General features: G+C 74.0%; 13 protein-coding genes. 6 read left to right on the forward strand and 7 right to left on the reverse strand.

The window, feature by feature from the left end:
* Positions 1-109: 109 nt before the first annotated feature.
* Positions 110-916, reverse strand: a complete 807-nt coding sequence (locus ACIQE0_RS26435; RefSeq protein ID WP_366330838.1) for an SGNH/GDSL hydrolase family protein — start codon at positions 914-916, stop codon at positions 110-112.
* Between the two features lie 313 nt (positions 917-1,229).
* Between ACIQE0_RS26435 and ACIQE0_RS26440 the strand changes: the two genes are divergently transcribed.
* Positions 1,230-2,468: a S8 family peptidase gene (locus tag ACIQE0_RS26440; protein ID WP_402336697.1), complete on the forward strand. Its 1,239-nt coding sequence runs from the start codon at positions 1,230-1,232 to the stop codon at positions 2,466-2,468.
* Positions 2,469-2,575: 107 nt separating this feature from the next.
* On the opposite strand, the gene ACIQE0_RS26445 is transcribed toward ACIQE0_RS26440, so the two are convergent.
* The gene (locus tag ACIQE0_RS26445; protein WP_366330837.1) at positions 2,576-3,283 is read right to left on the reverse strand and encodes a YoaK family protein; all 708 of its coding nucleotides are present in this window, start codon (positions 3,281-3,283) and stop codon (positions 2,576-2,578) included.
* A 584-nt stretch (positions 3,284-3,867) separates the two neighbouring features.
* Between ACIQE0_RS26445 and ACIQE0_RS26450 the strand changes: the two genes are divergently transcribed.
* Positions 3,868-4,980 carry a DUF5925 domain-containing protein gene (locus ACIQE0_RS26450; RefSeq protein WP_384100540.1) on the forward strand — a complete coding sequence of 371 codons (1,113 nt, stop codon included), beginning with the start codon at positions 3,868-3,870 and terminating at the stop codon, positions 4,978-4,980.
* 43 nt (positions 4,981-5,023) lie between these two features.
* Here ACIQE0_RS26450 and ddaH read toward each other — a convergent pair whose 3' ends face one another.
* From ddaH to asnB, 3 genes are all read right to left on the reverse strand, one after another.
* Positions 5,024-5,800: a dimethylargininase gene (gene ddaH, locus ACIQE0_RS26455; protein WP_402336699.1), complete on the reverse strand. Its 777-nt coding sequence runs from the start codon at positions 5,798-5,800 to the stop codon at positions 5,024-5,026.
* Between the two features lie 117 nt (positions 5,801-5,917).
* Positions 5,918-6,307, reverse strand: a complete 390-nt coding sequence (locus tag ACIQE0_RS26460; protein ID WP_402336702.1) for a GntR family transcriptional regulator — start codon at positions 6,305-6,307, stop codon at positions 5,918-5,920.
* Between the two features lie 129 nt (positions 6,308-6,436).
* The gene (gene asnB, locus ACIQE0_RS26465; RefSeq protein ID WP_402336704.1) at positions 6,437-8,287 is read right to left on the reverse strand and encodes an asparagine synthase (glutamine-hydrolyzing); all 1,851 of its coding nucleotides are present in this window, start codon (positions 8,285-8,287) and stop codon (positions 6,437-6,439) included.
* Positions 8,288-8,510: 223 nt separating this feature from the next.
* On the opposite strand from asnB, the gene ACIQE0_RS26470 reads away from it, so the two are divergent.
* Complete coding sequence (locus ACIQE0_RS26470) at positions 8,511-8,825, forward strand: hypothetical protein (protein ID WP_402336707.1); 315 nt, start codon at positions 8,511-8,513, stop codon at positions 8,823-8,825.
* Positions 8,826-8,858: 33 nt separating this feature from the next.
* On the opposite strand, the gene ACIQE0_RS26475 is transcribed toward ACIQE0_RS26470, so the two are convergent.
* Entirely contained in the window at positions 8,859-9,527 is a 669-nt protein-coding gene (locus ACIQE0_RS26475; RefSeq protein ID WP_402336710.1) for a class I SAM-dependent methyltransferase, read from the reverse strand.
* Positions 9,528-9,712: 185 nt separating this feature from the next.
* Between ACIQE0_RS26475 and ACIQE0_RS26480 the strand changes: the two genes are divergently transcribed.
* The gene (locus ACIQE0_RS26480) at positions 9,713-12,244 is read left to right on the forward strand and encodes a SpoIIE family protein phosphatase (protein ID WP_402336713.1); all 2,532 of its coding nucleotides are present in this window, start codon (positions 9,713-9,715) and stop codon (positions 12,242-12,244) included.
* A gap of 349 nt (positions 12,245-12,593) precedes the next feature.
* A complete protein-coding gene (locus tag ACIQE0_RS26485; protein WP_402336715.1) occupies positions 12,594-13,562 on the forward strand; it encodes a lytic polysaccharide monooxygenase in 969 nt (322 codons plus the stop codon).
* A 377-nt stretch (positions 13,563-13,939) separates the two neighbouring features.
* On the opposite strand, the gene ACIQE0_RS26490 is transcribed toward ACIQE0_RS26485, so the two are convergent.
* Complete coding sequence (locus ACIQE0_RS26490) at positions 13,940-14,854, reverse strand: alpha/beta fold hydrolase (protein ID WP_366330829.1); 915 nt, start codon at positions 14,852-14,854, stop codon at positions 13,940-13,942.
* A 349-nt stretch (positions 14,855-15,203) separates the two neighbouring features.
* Here ACIQE0_RS26490 and ACIQE0_RS26495 point away from each other — a divergent pair, with 349 nt between their 5' ends.
* Positions 15,204-15,905 carry a pyridoxamine 5'-phosphate oxidase family protein gene (locus ACIQE0_RS26495; RefSeq protein ID WP_366330828.1) on the forward strand — a complete coding sequence of 234 codons (702 nt, stop codon included), beginning with the start codon at positions 15,204-15,206 and terminating at the stop codon, positions 15,903-15,905.
* Positions 15,906-15,913: the final 8 nt, after the last annotated feature.

Raw genomic sequence — 15,913 nt, forward strand, 5'->3', positions numbered from 1 at the left:
GTCACGTACAGCGTGCCTGCCAGGGCGAGTTGAGCGACCGCACGGGCGCCGCCTGGGCGGGCACGGCGCGGAGGGGGACGCCCCTCCTCCGCGCCCTGTGCACGGAAGGTCACGCAGCGGAGCCGAACACCGGGAGATAGCCGCTGGCTTGGCCGGCGGCGGTGGGGTGGTAGGACTCGTCGACGGGGAGGGTCACGCTGCGCAACCACGGGCTGCCGGAGCACAGCTCGTGGCCGGCGAAGGTCGAATTGACATCGGCGAAGGCGAAGCCGTGGTTGGCGGCACGCTTGGCGATGACGCCGTTGATGTCGTCGGCCGCGGCGTCTATGGCGGCGCGGGACTTCTCCGAGAGACCGGCGATGCAGGTGCCGTTGAGCTTGTAGAAGTGCGGGTACCCCAGGGCGACGACATGGGCGGAGGGGGCCTTGTTGGCGATGGCCGAGTAAACGGAGTCGAGCTGCCCGGGGAGGGTGCTCCCGATGTAGGTGCGGGCCTGGGCGACCCGGGAGAGGCAGGCGCTCTCACCCTGGAGGGCACAGGTCTGCATGGTGTCGGCGAACCCGGCGTCGTTGCCGCCGATGGTGATGCTGACCAGGCTCGTGGCGGAGCTCAGCGGGCCGAGCTGACCGCTGACGACATCACCCGTACGGGCCCCGGAACATGCGGTGAAGGAGAACGACGAGGGGGAGTGCGCGGCCGCCCAGAGGGCCGGATACGCCTTGGTGCTGCGCTTGCAGGAACCGCTGCTGCTGTCGTAACTACCGGCCCCGACGCCGGCGGAGTACGAGTCGCCGAGGGCCACATAGCCACCGGAGGCGGTGAGTTGGGCTGCCGAGGCGGCGGTCGCGCCGGTGAGCGCGAGCGACATGGCAACAAAGAAAGCGGCTGTCAACGCCGTCAAACGGGACACTCTCATGGAACCTCCCTTAGCAGGATCTCTGCGCGATCTGTCGTACCAGCAGTAACGGCGTGGCCGATAGTGTCCATGCCAAAAGTCGTACAGAGTTCACGGCAAATCTGCCGATCTGTCAGTTTGTTCGCTGCGGCGCCATTACCTTTTCATGACGCGTATATGACATCCCGTTGGAACTCTTGATACCGACGTGTCGCTCGACGACTCTTGTGACGGCCGTTCAAAGACGTTCATGAAACGGCCGATTGTGTGCCACTCCGTACACCCACTCAGCGCGCGCACCACGGCGCGCCACCGATGAGGAGGCTCCCTCGCGATGGCAGTGATGCGTTCCACCACCCCCCGCGCCGCCCGGCGGCGATCCACCACCCTGCGGACCGCCGTGGCGGTCACCGCGGCCGCGGCGGCGGCCACGCTCGGCGCCCTGTCCCTGCCCGCCCAGGCGGCGCCCGCCCAGGGCACCGTCGTCGGCGCCGGCGCCGCGGACGCGGTGCACGGCAGCTACCTCGTCACGCTCAAGCCGAGCGCCGGCCTCAAGGCCGCCTCGGCGGACGGCCGCGGCGTGATATCCGCCTACGGAGGCACCGTCAGGCGCACCTACACCGCCGCGCTCAACGGCTTCGCCGCCACCCTGTCCGAGACCCAGGCCAGACGGCTGGCGGCCGACCCCGCCGTCGACCGCGTCTACCAGGACCGCACCGTGCACGCCCAGGACACCCAGGCCGACCCGCCGTCCTGGGGCCTGGACCGGATCGACCAGGCCAAGCTGCCGCTGGACAAGAAGTACACCTACCCCACCACGGCCGGCTCCGGCGCGACCGTGTACGTCATCGACACCGGAGTGCGGATCTCCCACCGGGAGTTCGGCGGCCGGGCGTCGAACGGCTACGACGCGATCGACAACGACAACGTCGCCCAGGACGGCAACGGGCACGGCACCCACGTGGCGGCGAACATCGCCGGCTCCTCGTACGGCGTCGCCAAGAAGGCCAAGATCGTCGCGGTGCGGGTGCTGGACGACTCCGGCTCCGGCAGCACCGCCCAGGTGGTCGCGGGCATCGACTGGGTCACCAAGAACCACAAGGGCCCCTCGGTGGCCAACGTCTCGCTGGGCGGCGGCCCGGACGCGGCACTGGACACCGCCGTGCAGAACTCCATCAAGAGCGGCGTGACCTACGCGATCGCGGCCGGCAACGACGGGGACAACGCGCAGAACCACTCCCCCGCACGCGTCCCCGAGGCCATCACGGTCGGCGCGACCACCTCGGCCGACGCCCGCGCCTCCTACTCCAACTACGGCTCCCGGGTGGACCTGTTCGCGCCCGGCAGCAGCATCACCAGCGCCTGGAACACCAGCGACACCGCCACCAACACCATCTCCGGCACCTCGATGGCCACCCCGCACGTCGCGGGTGCCGCCGCGGTCTACCTCACCGGGCACCCGACCGCCACCCCGGCCCAGGTCGCCACGGCCCTGGTGAACGGCGCCACCCCCGGAGTCGTGACCAACCCCGGCAGCGGCTCGCCCAACAAGCTGCTGAAGCTCGTCCCGTAAGGAGCACCCCGCGCAAGGGGGGCGCCCGGTAGCGGGCGCCTTCCTTCCGGGCCGCCCGGCAGCGGTCCCCGCCAGGAGACCGGCGGGCGCGGAACGCCGACGGCCGGTCAGCCGTCGGCGTTCCGTCCTTGGGCGAGCCCGGGAACAAGGAAGGCGGTGGCCGCGACGGTCACCGCGGCCAGCAGCACCACCATCGGCGTCCGGGTGCCCAGCCCGATCAGCCAGGCACCCAGCAACCCGCCCACCAGCAGCCCGCCCACCGTGCCCAGCCGGCGGAGCCCGGCACCGCCGCGGTCGCCCAACCGCCGGTCGCCGCCCAGCACCGAACCGCTCACCAGCGCGGTCATCGCCCGGGTCGCCACCGTCGTGGTGAGGTCCGGGGAGGCCACCCGCAGCGCCGTGACGTTGCGCATCCCCATCGCCAGCGCCATCAACCCGATCACCGCATAGCGCCGGCCGGCCGCCGACTGCCCGGCCGGGCCCGCCTCCCAGCCGACCGCCGCCGCACCGGCCAGCAGCGCCGCCTCGGCCAGCAGCGCGACCGGGAACCACGGACGGCGCCGGGCGGCCAGCGTCGACTCCAGCCGCGCCCCGAGCACCGCCCCGGCCAGGAACGCGCCGAGCGAGACCGCCGACGTCGCCGCCGACAGCCCGCCCTGCCGGGCGACGCCGAAGCCGAGGAAGAGCAGGTTCCCGGTCTGGTTCGCGGTGAAGACATGGCCCAGCGTCAGGAAGCTGGCGGCGTCGAGCACCCCGGTGACCACGGTCAGGCAGACCAGGACCACCGTCAGGGCGGCTCCGCTCGGCGGCTCCACGGATGCGGCTCCTTCCACCGGGCGCCCGGAGTCGGCGCCCTGCCAGTCTCCGGACGGCCGGTGCGGCGCCGGGCCATTGCGCCGTCTGTGGGCGCCCCGCCACCCTGACGCGGTGTCACCTCCGCAGGCGGTGGGACGCCCCGCGCCCCGGCCCCCGCCACATGCTCACCGCCCACCCCGCACATCACCAGCAGCAGCGCCAGCGCCGCCACCCCGACCACGACCGCCACCCCGAAGGCCGTCCCCCGGCGCCCCCGCAACGGCCCGCCGCCCGCCCGCTCCGGCCCGTCCTTGCGTTCCCCACCACGACGTCGCACGGCGGACCACCCTAGGGCGGGCCCCACGGGCGCGGACAGGGCGCCTTCCGGCGCGCGCACCGCCCGCGGACAACCGGCGCCCGCGCCCGGGCCCTGCCGTCCCAGTCCCCCCTGCCGGACCGTCACCCGGCACACCGAGAGCACCCACCGGACACCACCCGGCCCGCCCTCCGGGCAGACGACGGGAGGGTGACGGCAGGACCCGGTGCGCGACACGGCCGGGTTATTCCGTGTACGCGGCCGGTCCCTCTGGCAGATCATGGCGGCATGTGTGCCGATCAGGTCCCGCCCGCCCGCGCCGAAGAGTCGCTGCCGCTCCGGCTGACCCTGGACGACAGCGACTCCCCCTCCGACGTCGTCGATGCACTGTTCCTGGGCCGGTTCGCCACGGGCGAGCAGCCCTACGCCCGCAGCCGCACGGTGGACCGGGTGAAATCCGGGCTGACGCTGCTGCCGCCCGGCGCGCAGATCCTGCGCTCGGCCCGGGACGACGACCGCAGCGCCACCCTCGCCGAGGGCGACGGCTTCACCGTGCTGGTCTCCCGCTGGAACCGCGGCGCCGACGTGACGGTCACCGCGGTCACCGACGCGCTCGCCGAGAAGGTGCTCGGGCAGGCCACGGACGGCGCCGAGGACGAGCCCGCCCCGCAGCCGGAGAACGTCCCGATGGGCTTTTGGTACTTCTCCCCGCGCCGCGGCCCGCACCGCACCTCCCGGCAGATCACCGCCGGTTCCTGGGAAGAGGTCCGGGCCAACTACACCGCCCCGGTGGCCGAGGCGATGGACCGTCTGATGAAGGTCTCGCCCGAGGAGATCGCCGGCCGGCTGCTGCTGCTGCACGGCCCGCCCGGCACCGGCAAGACCTCCGCGCTGCGCACCCTGGCCCGGTCCTGGCGGGACTGGTGCCAGGTGGACTGCGTCCTGGACCCGGAGCGGCTCTTCACCGACGTCGGCTACCTGATGGACATCGCCATCGGGGAGGACGACGCCACCGGCACGGGCCGCTGGCGGCTGCTCCTCCTGGAGGACTGCGACGAACTGATCCGCGGCGAGGCCAAGCACACCGCGGGCCAGGCGCTCTCCCGTCTGCTCAACCTCACCGACGGGCTGCTGGGCCAGGGCCGCAACGTCCTGGTCGGCGTCACCACCAACGAGGACCTGGAGCGGATGCACCCCGCGGTGGTCCGCCCCGGCCGCTGCCTGGCCCGTATCGAGGTCGGCCCGCTGACGCGGCCGGAGGCGGCCGCCTGGCTCGGCACCGAGGAGGGCGTGGGCCGCGAGGGCGCCACCCTCGCCGAGCTCTACGCCCTGCGCCGCGGCAGCCACCCCACCGCGGTCCCCACCCAACCCCAGGGCAGGGCGGCCGGGTTGTACCTGTGAGACGAGAACGCCCCCGCGCGCCGGGGGCGTGCCGCGCCGTCGTTCACGACGCCAGGTCGCGCAGGCGCACCGACAGGCAGGTGACACAGCCCTCGCGCTTCTCGAACTCGCCGATGTCGACGAGGACCGGGCGGTAGCCGAGGCGGGTGAACAGCTTGGCGGTCCGGGGCGCGGAGGCGGCCATCAGGAGCGCGTCGCCGCCCAGGAGGACGACGTGCGCACCGGACTCCTCCAGGACGGGCCGGAAGTGCGGGAAGACCGACGGATCGTCGACCAGGGGCGGGTAGCCGATGACGGTGCCGTCGGGGAGGGCGGTGACCGCCGATTTGAGGTGGAGCGTCCGGCTGACCGGGACGGGGATCACCCGGGCCCCCAACGGTTCGAAGACGGCGCGGAGTTGGCGCACCCCCTCGGCGTTGGTGCGGCAGCCGCGGCCCACGTACACGGTGTCGCCGATCTTCAGGACGTCGCCGCCGTCGAGCGTGCCGGGGGCGCGGACGGCGTTGAGGGAGCAGCCCAGCGCCTCGGCGGCCTGCCGGGCGGCGGGGACTTCGAGGCGGCGGGCGGTGGCACCGGAGCGGGCGAGCAGGGCCACGTTGCGGAAGACGGCCATGGTGTCCTCGACGAAGACCGCGTCGGGGCAGTCGTCGTCGGGGGCCACCTCGGTGGTCCGCCAGCGGTGCTCGCGCAGCGCCCGGACGTACGCCTCCCACTGGCGCAGGGCCAGTGCGGGGTCCACCCGCCGTCGGTCGAGGTGGGTGAGCAGGCCCTCGGCGAGGCGGGGGCCGGGGCGTCGGACGAGGGCGTGCCGGCTGGGCATGGGCTCCTCCCGGGGGGCGGGGCGGGGCCGGGGCCGCCTGGTCGGGGGCCCCGGCCCGCCGGGTCGGGTGCCGGTTTCCGTCGGGTGCCGTGCGGTCGGGTGCGGATGCGGATGCGGTCAGGTGCCGCTGTCGTACGCGGCGCGCAGCGCTTCGGTGACGGCGGCGAGGGCGGCGGCGCGGTCCAGGCCGAGGCGGTGGGCGCGCCGGGCGTAGGCCGCGGCGGCCGCGGCGGCCTCCTTGTCGGCGGCGTCGCCGGCCGCGGCGACGAAGCTGCCGTTGCGGCCGCGGGTCTCGATCACCCCGTCGGCCTCCAGGGCGCGGTACGCCTTGGCGACGGTGTTGGCGGCCAGGCCCAGTTCCTCGGCGAGGCCGCGGACGGTGGGGAGTTTGTGGCCGACCGGCAGGGTGCCCGTCCGGGCCTGGTCGGCGATCTGGGTGCGGACCTGCTCGAACGGGGCCTCGGCCGCCGCCGGGTCGATGGTGATCATGAGGGGCTGGGGGGACACGGTGGCGCTCCTGATGCTGGTGCTGGTGGTGGCGCGGCGGATACGCGGATCCGCCGGCGCGGGTGCGCGGTTTTGTCGCATCCATTGTGCGTCAGGAGCGGCCACCGTGCCCGGGAGTGCGGCAGGGGGCTACAGCTCCAGGGTGGTGCCGGTGGTGCGCAGCCAGGCGTTCATGCCCAGGACGAGTTCGGCGCCGGGCCGGACGTCGCCGGCGGCACCGTCGGCGGTGGCGTCGGCCAGCACCGCGGCGTCCAGCAGCGGCCGGACCGGGGCGTCGCGGTCGGCGGCCAGCTCCCGCAGCCCGCCGCGCAGCGCCTCGTTGTAGCCGGGGTCCTGGGTGCTGGGGTAGGGGCTCTTGACGCGGTCGGCGACCACGTCGGGCAGCACATCGCGGGCGGCGGCGCGCAGCAGGGACTTCTCCCGGCCGTCGAACGTCTTCATCGCCCACGGGGTGTTGAAGACGTACTCGACCAGGCGGTGGTCGCAGAACGGGACCCGGACCTCCAGGCCGACGGCCATACTGGCGCGGTCCTTGCGGTCCAGGAGGATCTGCACGAAGCGGGTCAGGTGGAGGTAGCTGATCTCCCGCATCCGCCGCTGGTGGCCGGCATCGCTGTCCAGGTACGGGACTTCGGCGAGCGCCTCCCGGTAGCGGCCGTGCTCGTAGCCGGGCAGGTCGAGCTTCTTGAGCAGCGCCCGGTCCAGCAGCGCCTCGCGGACCGCGTTGCCGCCGGAGAACCGGCCGGACAGGCCCGCGGCGACCCAGGGAAAGGTGTCGGCGTTGACCGCCTCCGGGTCGTGGAACCAGCGGTAGCCGCCGAACACCTCGTCCGCCGACTCCCCCGACAGGGCGACCGTCGACTGCTCGCGGACCGCCTTGAACAGCAGGTACAGCGAGGTGTCGCCGTCGCCGAAGCCGTTGGGCAGATCGCGGGCGGCCAGCACCGCGGCGCGGTGCGCCGGGTCCATCAGCGCGGCGGTGTCCAGCATGATGTCGCGGTGGTCGGAGCGGACGTGCTCGGCCAGGGCGTGCGCGTAGGGGCCGTCGGGGGTGCCGCGCAGGTCGTCGGGGGTGAAGTTCTCGGTGTAGCCGGTGAAGTCGACGGCGAACGAGCGGACCGGGCCGCTGCCCTGTGCGGCCAGCGCCTTGGCGGAGAGCGCGGTGATGGCCGAGGAGTCCAGGCCGCCGGAGAGCAGGGTGCACAGCGGGACGTCGGCGATCAGCTGGCGGGCGACGATGTCGTCGAGCAGCTCGCGGACGCGGGCGACGGTGGTGTCGAGATCGTCGGTGTGCTCGCGGGCTTCGAGGGCCCAATAGCGGCTGACGTGCACGCCGTTGCGGTCGACGCGGACCAGGTGGCCGGGGCGGACCTCGTGCAGTCCCTTGTAGACGGCGTGACCGGGAGTCTTGGTGAAGGTGACAAGCTCGGCCAGGCCCTCGGCGTCGACGGTCGGCTGGATGTCGGGGTGGGCGTACACCGCCTTGGGCTCCGAGCCGAAGAGGACGCCGTCGCGGGTCGGGTAGTAGTAGAGCGGCTTGATGCCCATCCGGTCGCGGACCAGCAGGAGTTGCTCGGTGCGCGGGTCCCAGAGCGCGAAGGCGTACATGCCGTTGAGGCGCTCGGCGAACGCCTCGCCCCACTGGAGGTAGGCGTGCAGCACGACCTCGGTGTCGCTGTTGGTCCGGAAGGAGTGGCCGAGCTGCTCCAACTCGGCTCGCAGTTCCCGGTAGTTGTAGACCTCGCCGCTGTAGGTCGTCACGAGCAAGGTGCGGCCGTCCTGCTCGACGGCCATCGGCTGCTTGCCGCCGTCGAGGTCGATGACGGCGAGCCGGCGGTGGCCCAACGCGGCGTGCCGGGCGAGCCATATGCCGCCGGCGTCCGGGCCGCGGTAGGTCATGGTCCGGGTCATCGCCTCAAGGACGGGGCGCTGGGTGGTGAGGTCGTTGTCGTAAGAGATCCATCCGGTGATTCCGCACATGCCGCGGCTCCTCCTTAGGGGTGGGGCAGACCGGCCGCCTTCCCGACGGCGGACTGCGCGATCACCGTACGCCCAGATAGTTGCATCGGCCACCTATACTTCGGGGCGACCCTCCGGAATGAGCCACGCCACCCCCTCGGGCCGGGAAAGCCGCGGCAAACCGCCTGTCGCGCCCCGGAAAAGGAGCGGCAAAGCCGACCGCCGCGGCGTACCGTCCGCAGCCATGACGCTCACCGTGCGCGACTTCCGCCCGTCCGACGCCAGGGCCGTCGCCGATCTGCGGCGGGCCGCCCTGCCGTTCCCCATCGCGACCCCGCAGGGCGTGGCCTGGCGGGTCGGCGGCGCTCCCCCGGCGCAACGGCCGCGGTCGCCGGTGGCCGAACGCGACCGCCGGGTGATCGGCCAGATCGATGCCGGGCTGCTGCACGAGAGCAGCGCCCGGACCGGGCGCGGCCACCCCCGTCGTCCACCCGGCCCACCGCGGCCCTGCGGCGGGCCGGTGCGGTACGCGCGGGAGCTGCGCGGGCCGGGCCGGTGACGGCCGCCCGGCGGGGTGCCCCGACCCCCGCACTCAGTCCTCCCCCCGGCGCCCGGCCGCGCCCCGGTCGGTGTGGACGAGCACGGCGTACCGCTCGTCGAAGACCTCCCGGCCCCACAGCGCCGGCTCGCCGGAGAGCGGCACCAGCTCCACGCGGGACGCCAACGGGGCGGCCAGCGCGGTCAGTTCGGCGGCCGGCAGGCCCACCGGGGCGGACTCGCCCCAGCGACCCTCCACCAGCACCAGCCGGCCACCGGGGGCGAGCAGCCCCGCCCAGTGGCGCAGGGCCGCCGCCGGATCCGGCAGCGCCCACAGCACATGGCGCACCAGGACGACGTCGAACCGCCGCTCCCCCACGGGCGGTTGGGCGGCGTCGCCGACGAGGAACGCGGCCGGCCATCCGGCGAGCTTCGCCCGGGCCCGGGCGAGCATGGCCGGTGACCGGTCGACGCCGGTGACCCGGTGGCCCCGCTCGGCGGCGAGCAGGGCCAGGCTGCCGGTGCCGCAGCCCAGGTCAAGGACGGTCGAGGGCTCCGGCGGCAGCCAGTCGCGCAACCGGGCGGCCCAGGCGGCGCGGACGGCCGGGTCGCGCAGGCCGTGGTCGGGATCGTCGTCGAAGGTCGCGGCCGCGGCGTCCCCGTAGGCGGCGGCCGCGCCGGGCAGGGCTGGTCCCGCTCCGTCGGCGGGGGTGTGGGCACTCATACCGCGAGGGTGCCAGCCACCCCTGACAACCGCCGGTGACCAGCGGCGCAGCGGTTCCGGCCGGGCCCTCCGCACCAGCGCCCCGGGAAGGTATCGGGAGTACCGTTGAAGGCGCCGGTGGTGGGCGGGGGCGGGCCGGCGGCCGGTCTCCGCAGGGTGTGGAGCCGACATGGGAACGGTCTTGTATGAGCGCCTCCCCGAGCAGCCGCCTCCCCGGCGACGAAGCCTTCGACCTCACCCGGACCGCCGTGGTGATGGCCGATCGGACGGGAGTGGTACGGGGCTGGACGGCCGGCGCCGAGCGGCTGCTCGGCCATCCGGCGGCCCGGGCGCTCGGCCGGCCGCTGGCGGAGCTGTTCGCCCCGGCCGACCCCGCTGCGGCACCCGGGGAGCGGGCCTGGCGGGAGCGGCTCGCGGCGGCCGAGGGCTGGAGCGGGCTGACGGCGGTGCGCGACCGCGCGGGACGGCGGCTCGATCTGGAGGTGCGGGTGCTGCCGGTGCTCGCCGGCCCGACGGAGTCCGCACGGCTGGTACTGGCCACCGAGGCGGTGCTGGCGCCCTGGTCGGGGGCGGGCCGGTCGCTGCTGCACGGAATCCTCGGGATGTCCCCGATCGGGGTGGCGATGCTCGACCCCGAACTGCGCTACGTCTGGCTGAACGACGCCCTGGAGCGGATGGGCGGCACCTCGCGCGCCGAACGGCTGGGGAAGCGGCTGGGCGAGGTGCTGCCGGGCCTGGCGGTGGAGTCCATCGAGAGGGAGATGCGGCGGGTGCTGCGCACCGGGGCCCCCTCCCTCGGCTACGAGTACCTCGGCCACCCGGAGTCCGACCCGCGGCGCGAACACGCCTACTCGACGTCCTTCTTCCGCATGGAGGACGAGTCCGGCCGGATCCTCGGCATCTGCTACATGGTCCTGGACGTCACCGAGAGCTACCGCGCCCGGCAGCGGATGGCGCTGCTCAACCGCGCCGGCGAGCGGATCGGCCGCACCCTGGACGTCTGGCGGACCGCCCAGGAACTGGCGGACGTGGCGGTGCCGGACCTCGCCGACTTCGTCACCGTCGACCTGCTCGACGCGATACTCGGCGGCGCCGAGCCCGGGCCCGGACCGGTCGAGCCCGCCGACCTGTTCGCCATGCGCCGGGCCGGCCAGCAGTCCGTACGGGACGGCTGCCCGGAGGCGGTGATCGCGGTCGGCGACCGGACCGCCTACCCGCCGTCCTCGCCGGTGGTGCTGAGCCTGACCGGGGGCGAGTCGGTGCTGGTCCCGGCCCTCGACCTGGACCGCACCGATTGGGCCGCCGACGATCCGGTCCGGGCCGCGCAGCTGCGCACCCTCGGCTTCCACTCGCTGATGGTGGTGCCGCTGCGTGCGCGCGGCAACTTCCTGGGCGCGGCCGCGTTCGCCCGCTGGCGGCCCACCGGGCCGTTCCAGCCCGACGACCTGGTGCTGGCCGAGGAGTTCGTCACCCGCGCGGCGATCTCCATCGACAACGCCCGCCAGTACACCCGCGAGCACACCACGGCGCTCACCCTCCAGCGCAGCCTGCTCCCGCGCGATCTGCCCGAACAGAGCGCGGTGGAGGCGGCGTTCCGCTATCTGCCCGCCGACTCCCGGACCGGGGTGGGCGGTGACTGGTTCGATGTGATCCCGCTGTCCGGTGCGCGGGTGGCGCTGGTGGTCGGCGACGTCGTCGGGCACGGGGTGCACGCCGCGGCCACGATGGGCCGGCTGCGGGCCGCCGTCCAGGCGCTGGCCGACCTCGACCTGTCCCCGGAGGAGGTGCTGGCCCACCTGGACGACATGGTCAACCGGGTGGCGCACGACGCGCACCGCGACGACGGGGTGATCGGGGCGACCTGCCTGTACGCGGTCTACGACCCGGTCGGCTGCTCCTGCACCCTGGCCCGGGCCGGGCACCCCGCGCCGCTGCTGGTGAGCCCGGCGGGCGGCTGCCAGATGCTGGAGCTGCCGACCGGGCCGCCGCTGGGGCTGGGCGGGATGCCCTTCGAGTCCGTGGAACTGCCGCTGCCCGAGGGGAGTCTGCTGGCGCTCTACACCAACGGGCTGCTGATGGGGAAGGCCCTCGACCTGGACGGCGGGATCACCCGGCTGCGGACCGCGCTGGCCGATTCGCAGGCCCCGTTGGAGGAGCTCTGCGAGGCGGTCATCGACACCCTGCCCGGCGCCCGGCCGGTGGACGACGTGGCGCTGCTGCTGGCCCGCACCAGGGCGTTGCCGCAGGAGCAGCTGGCCACCTGGGACATCCCCGCCGACCCCTCTGCGGTCGGCGAGGCCCGCCGGTCCGCCGCCGGGCAACTGGCCCAATGGGGGCTGTCCCAGCTGGAGTTCTCCACCGAACTGATCGTCAGCGAGCTGGTCACCAACGCCATCCGGCACGCCTCCGGGCCGATCGCCCTGCGGATGATCCGGACGGAGTCGCTGATCTGCGAGGTGTCCGACGGCAGCAGCACCGCACCGCATCTGCGGCACGCCCGGACGACCGACGAGGGCGGCCGGGGCCTGTTCCTGATCGCCGGGTACGCCCAGCGGTGGGGCGCCCGCTACACCTCGCACGGCAAGTTCATCTGGGCCGAACTCCCGCTGGACGGCGGCCCGGTGACCCCGGTCATGGACGCCTTCGAGGCGCTCGCCGACGGCCTCGACGACCTGACGGACCCGACGGACCCGCTCACCGACACCGGCGGACGCTGAGCCGCACCCACCCGGGCGGGCGCCCCAACTCCCGTCCCCAGGACCCCGGATACCCGCCTCCGGCCCGTCTTCCGGCACCCCCGCTTAGCGGCTCCTTACCCTCTCCTTAACACGACCATAAGGATCCCCCCGATTGCCCGCCGATCGACGAAACCGCTGCTCACAGCGGCTAGCGTCGGTGGTGCAAGGCGGGTTCGCGGGCCCGCCGGTGCCGTTCACCCGGGGGGCGGCACCGGTGGTACATGTGCCCTCGACCCCCCACACCCGCCTTCCGTCCCCTCCTGTGTGCGGCGCACCTCCGGGTGCGCCGCACACGGGAGATCCTCGCCCCGACGTAGGAGGCCCCACGATGAACGCTCGCCGCACGGCCATCGGGATCGCGCTGCTCGGCATCGCCCCCATGGCGCTCACCGCGCTCAACGCGACCCCGGCCGCCGCACACGGGTCGATGTCGGACCCGGTCAGCAGGGTCGCGGCCTGCTTCGCCGAGGGCCCGGAGAACCCCAAGTCCGCGGCCTGCAAGGCCGCCGTACAGCTCGGCGGCACCCAGGCCCTCTACGACTGGAACGCCGTCCGGGACGGCGACGCCGACGGCAGGTCGAAGGAGCGGATCCCGGACGGCAAGCTGTGCAGCGCCGGCAACGACGAGTACAAGGGGCTGGACCTGCCCCGCGCCGACTGGCCGGCCACCGCGATGAAGGCCGGCAAGCACACCTTCCGCTACCGGGCGACCGCCCCGCACAAGGGCACCTTCGCGCTGTACCTCACCAAGGACGGCTACGACCCGACGAAGCCGCTGAAGTGGTCCGACCTGGAGGCCGAGCCGTTCGCGAAGGCCACCGACCCGACGCTGGAGGACGGCAGTTACGTCTTCGACGGCACGGTGCCCGCCCGCTCCGGCCGCCACCTCGTCTACAGCATCTGGCAGCGCTCGGACAGCCCGGAGGCCTTCTACACCTGCTCCGACGTGGTCTTCGGCAAGGACGGCGCCGGGAACGCGCCGGCGCCCGCGCCGACCGCCTCCGCGCCGACCGACGGCCAGATCGCGACGGACGCCGCCAAGTCCTCGATGGACATGGACCACCACGGCCACACCGCCCCCGACGGCCAGGAGCGGTCGGCGCCGGCAGCCGGTTCCGACGCGGGCGGGATGCGCCCGGACGGCGCGGCGGCGCCCGCCGACGGCAGCCACCTGGCGAAGACCGGTGGCGACGGCACCACCGCCGCGCTGGCCATCGGGGGCGCCGCGGTGCTCGCCCTCGGCTCCGGCGTCCTGTTCACCACCGCCCGCCGCCGGTCCGCCCGGCACCAGAACTAGTGCCGCAACGGGCAACGTTCGCCCCGCCGCGGCACTAGGCGGGTCGTCAAACTGGCGGTGTTCAGCAGACGCCGGCTTGACGACACGCCCTAGGGCCTGACCCAACTCCCGCGTCCGTCCGCAGGCCAGGCCCTGGGGCGCGGGTGCCCCACTCCCGTCACCCGCGCCCGGCCGCTGCCGCCCGCCGGTCCGTCAGGACCGCTCGGGCGGCAGCGGTTCGATGACGTCGCCCGCGAGCTGCTGATCCCGGTGGGGCCGGCGGGCGCGCCCTACGGCTTTCTGACGCTGCGCCGGTTCGGCCGGGCCGCCCGCTGAACCGCCGCGGGCGACCCGGCCCCGGCCCCGGCCCGCGCACCGACCGCGGGCCGGGACGCCGCTCAGCTCACCGCCGACGCGCAGGTGGTCGGGGTGGCGTGCGCCGGGTCGAGCGCGTTGGCCGTCTCGTGGAAGGCGATCCGGTCGACGGTCCCGATGGCCACGTGCTCGGAGAGGTCGACCGGGCACAGGTCCTGGAGCAGGACGTTGCGGACGTCGGGGCCGTCGAGGAAGCCCGAGGTGTAGGGCGTGACGACCTCGTCGTACGTGGTGGCGATGACGGTGTAGTGGATGCCGGGGACGGTGTCCCCGCCGGCGTTGAGCCGGGTCAGGATGTCGGACCCGACGGCCTGGTCGGTCAGCCCCGGGGTGAGCTTGTCGAGGTACTTCCGGGCGCCGGGGTAGAGGTCCAGCAGCCTGGTCAGGCCGCTGAGGGTGGTGCCGTGGTTGTCGGGGGCCAGCCCGACCAGCGTGTGCACCTTGTCCGCACCGCCGTGGAACTTCAGGTAGACCCGCGGCATCATGCCGCCCTGCGAGTGCCCGACGAGGTCCACCTTGTCCGCGCCGGTCGCGGCCCGCACCCGGTCGACGTATGCGGCCAGTTGCCGCGCCGAGGCGTCCACCGGGCCGAGTCCGTGGAAGACCGGGACGCCGGGCAGCTGGCCGTAGTCCAGGGAGAAGACGCAGTAGCCGCGGGCCACCAAGTAGGGCGCCAGGCCGAGCCAGTTGTCGACGGCGTTGCCGAGGGTGCCGTGGACGAGGACGACGGGGCGCGGATGGGCGGCGGAGGGCTTGCAGGAGAAGTCGTTCCAGCCGCTGGTCGTGCTCTGACGGGTGCCACGCGAAGCGTCTCCGGCCGGGGTGGTGGCGGGCGACGGGTGGGCGGCGGCAGGGGGTGCCATGGCCACCGTGGTGAGCGCCATGGCGAGGGCGACGACCGGGAGGACGGCGCGCAGTCTCGACCGACGTGGTTTCATACGGTGCTCCTTGCGGGGTGAGGGGACTCCGACATGCGCGTGAGCCGTTCACCTGCGATCCGGATCGCAAGGGCCAACGTGGAGACTTCCAGCAAGTTACGGCTCAGTAAGCAGGGCGTACCAGCGGGGCGACGGTGAAGGAAACCGCACCCGACCCACACCGCGCGTCCGGGTACGCAACACCGGTTGCGTGCAGGGGAATCGGGGCCGGCGGGCGGCCGCGGTCCGCGGCCCGGCCGGCTGTCAGGGGCCTCGCGTAGAGTCGACGACGTACCAGCGCCGACGGGAGATCCGAGGGGAACACCGAGGGAAATCCGGGCGGCCGGACGGGCGACGAGGGGAGAGACCGATGGACGCGAGCGCGAGCAGAGCCGCCCGGGCGGCCGCCGATCGGGAGCATGCGGCTCCGGTGGAGCCGGCGGCCCTGGCGGGCATCGAGGAGATCGGTTCGGAGGCGGAGCTGCGGGCGCTGCTCGGCGAGCCCAGCAGCCATGCCGCGCACAAGACCCGCGACCGGCTGCACGCGCTGGACCGCCAGTGGCTGGCGCACTCGCCGTTCTGCCTGCTCGCCACCTCGGACGCGGCCGGCCGCTGCGATGTCTCACCCAAGGGCGACCCGGCCGGTTTTACGCACGTCCTGGACGACACCACCCTGGTCATCCCGGACCGCCCCGGCAACAAGCGCGTGGACGGCTTCCGGAACGTCCTGGCCAATCCGCGTGTCGGACTGCTCTACGTCCTGCCCGGCCGGAGCGACACCCTGCGGATCAACGGCCGGGCCCGGCTGCTGCGCGACGCGCCGTTCTTCGACGCGCTGGTCGTGAAGGGCCACCGCCCGCGGCTGGCGCTGCTGGTCGAGGTGGAGGAGGTCTTCTACCACTGCGCGAAGGCGTTCCTCCGCTCGGAGCTGTGGAAGCCGGAGACCTGGCAGCCGGAGGCGCTGCCCTCAAGAGCCCGGATCGTCAAGGGGCTTGAGGCCCAGGACATGCCACTGGAGGCGCTGGAGGAGCACTACGGCCCGCGGTACGCGGAGCGGCTCTACACGTCCTAGAGCGTGTC

Source organism: Streptomyces sp. NPDC093097, from assembly GCF_044754325.1.
Taxonomy (GTDB): Bacteria; Actinomycetota; Actinomycetes; order Streptomycetales; family Streptomycetaceae; genus Streptomyces.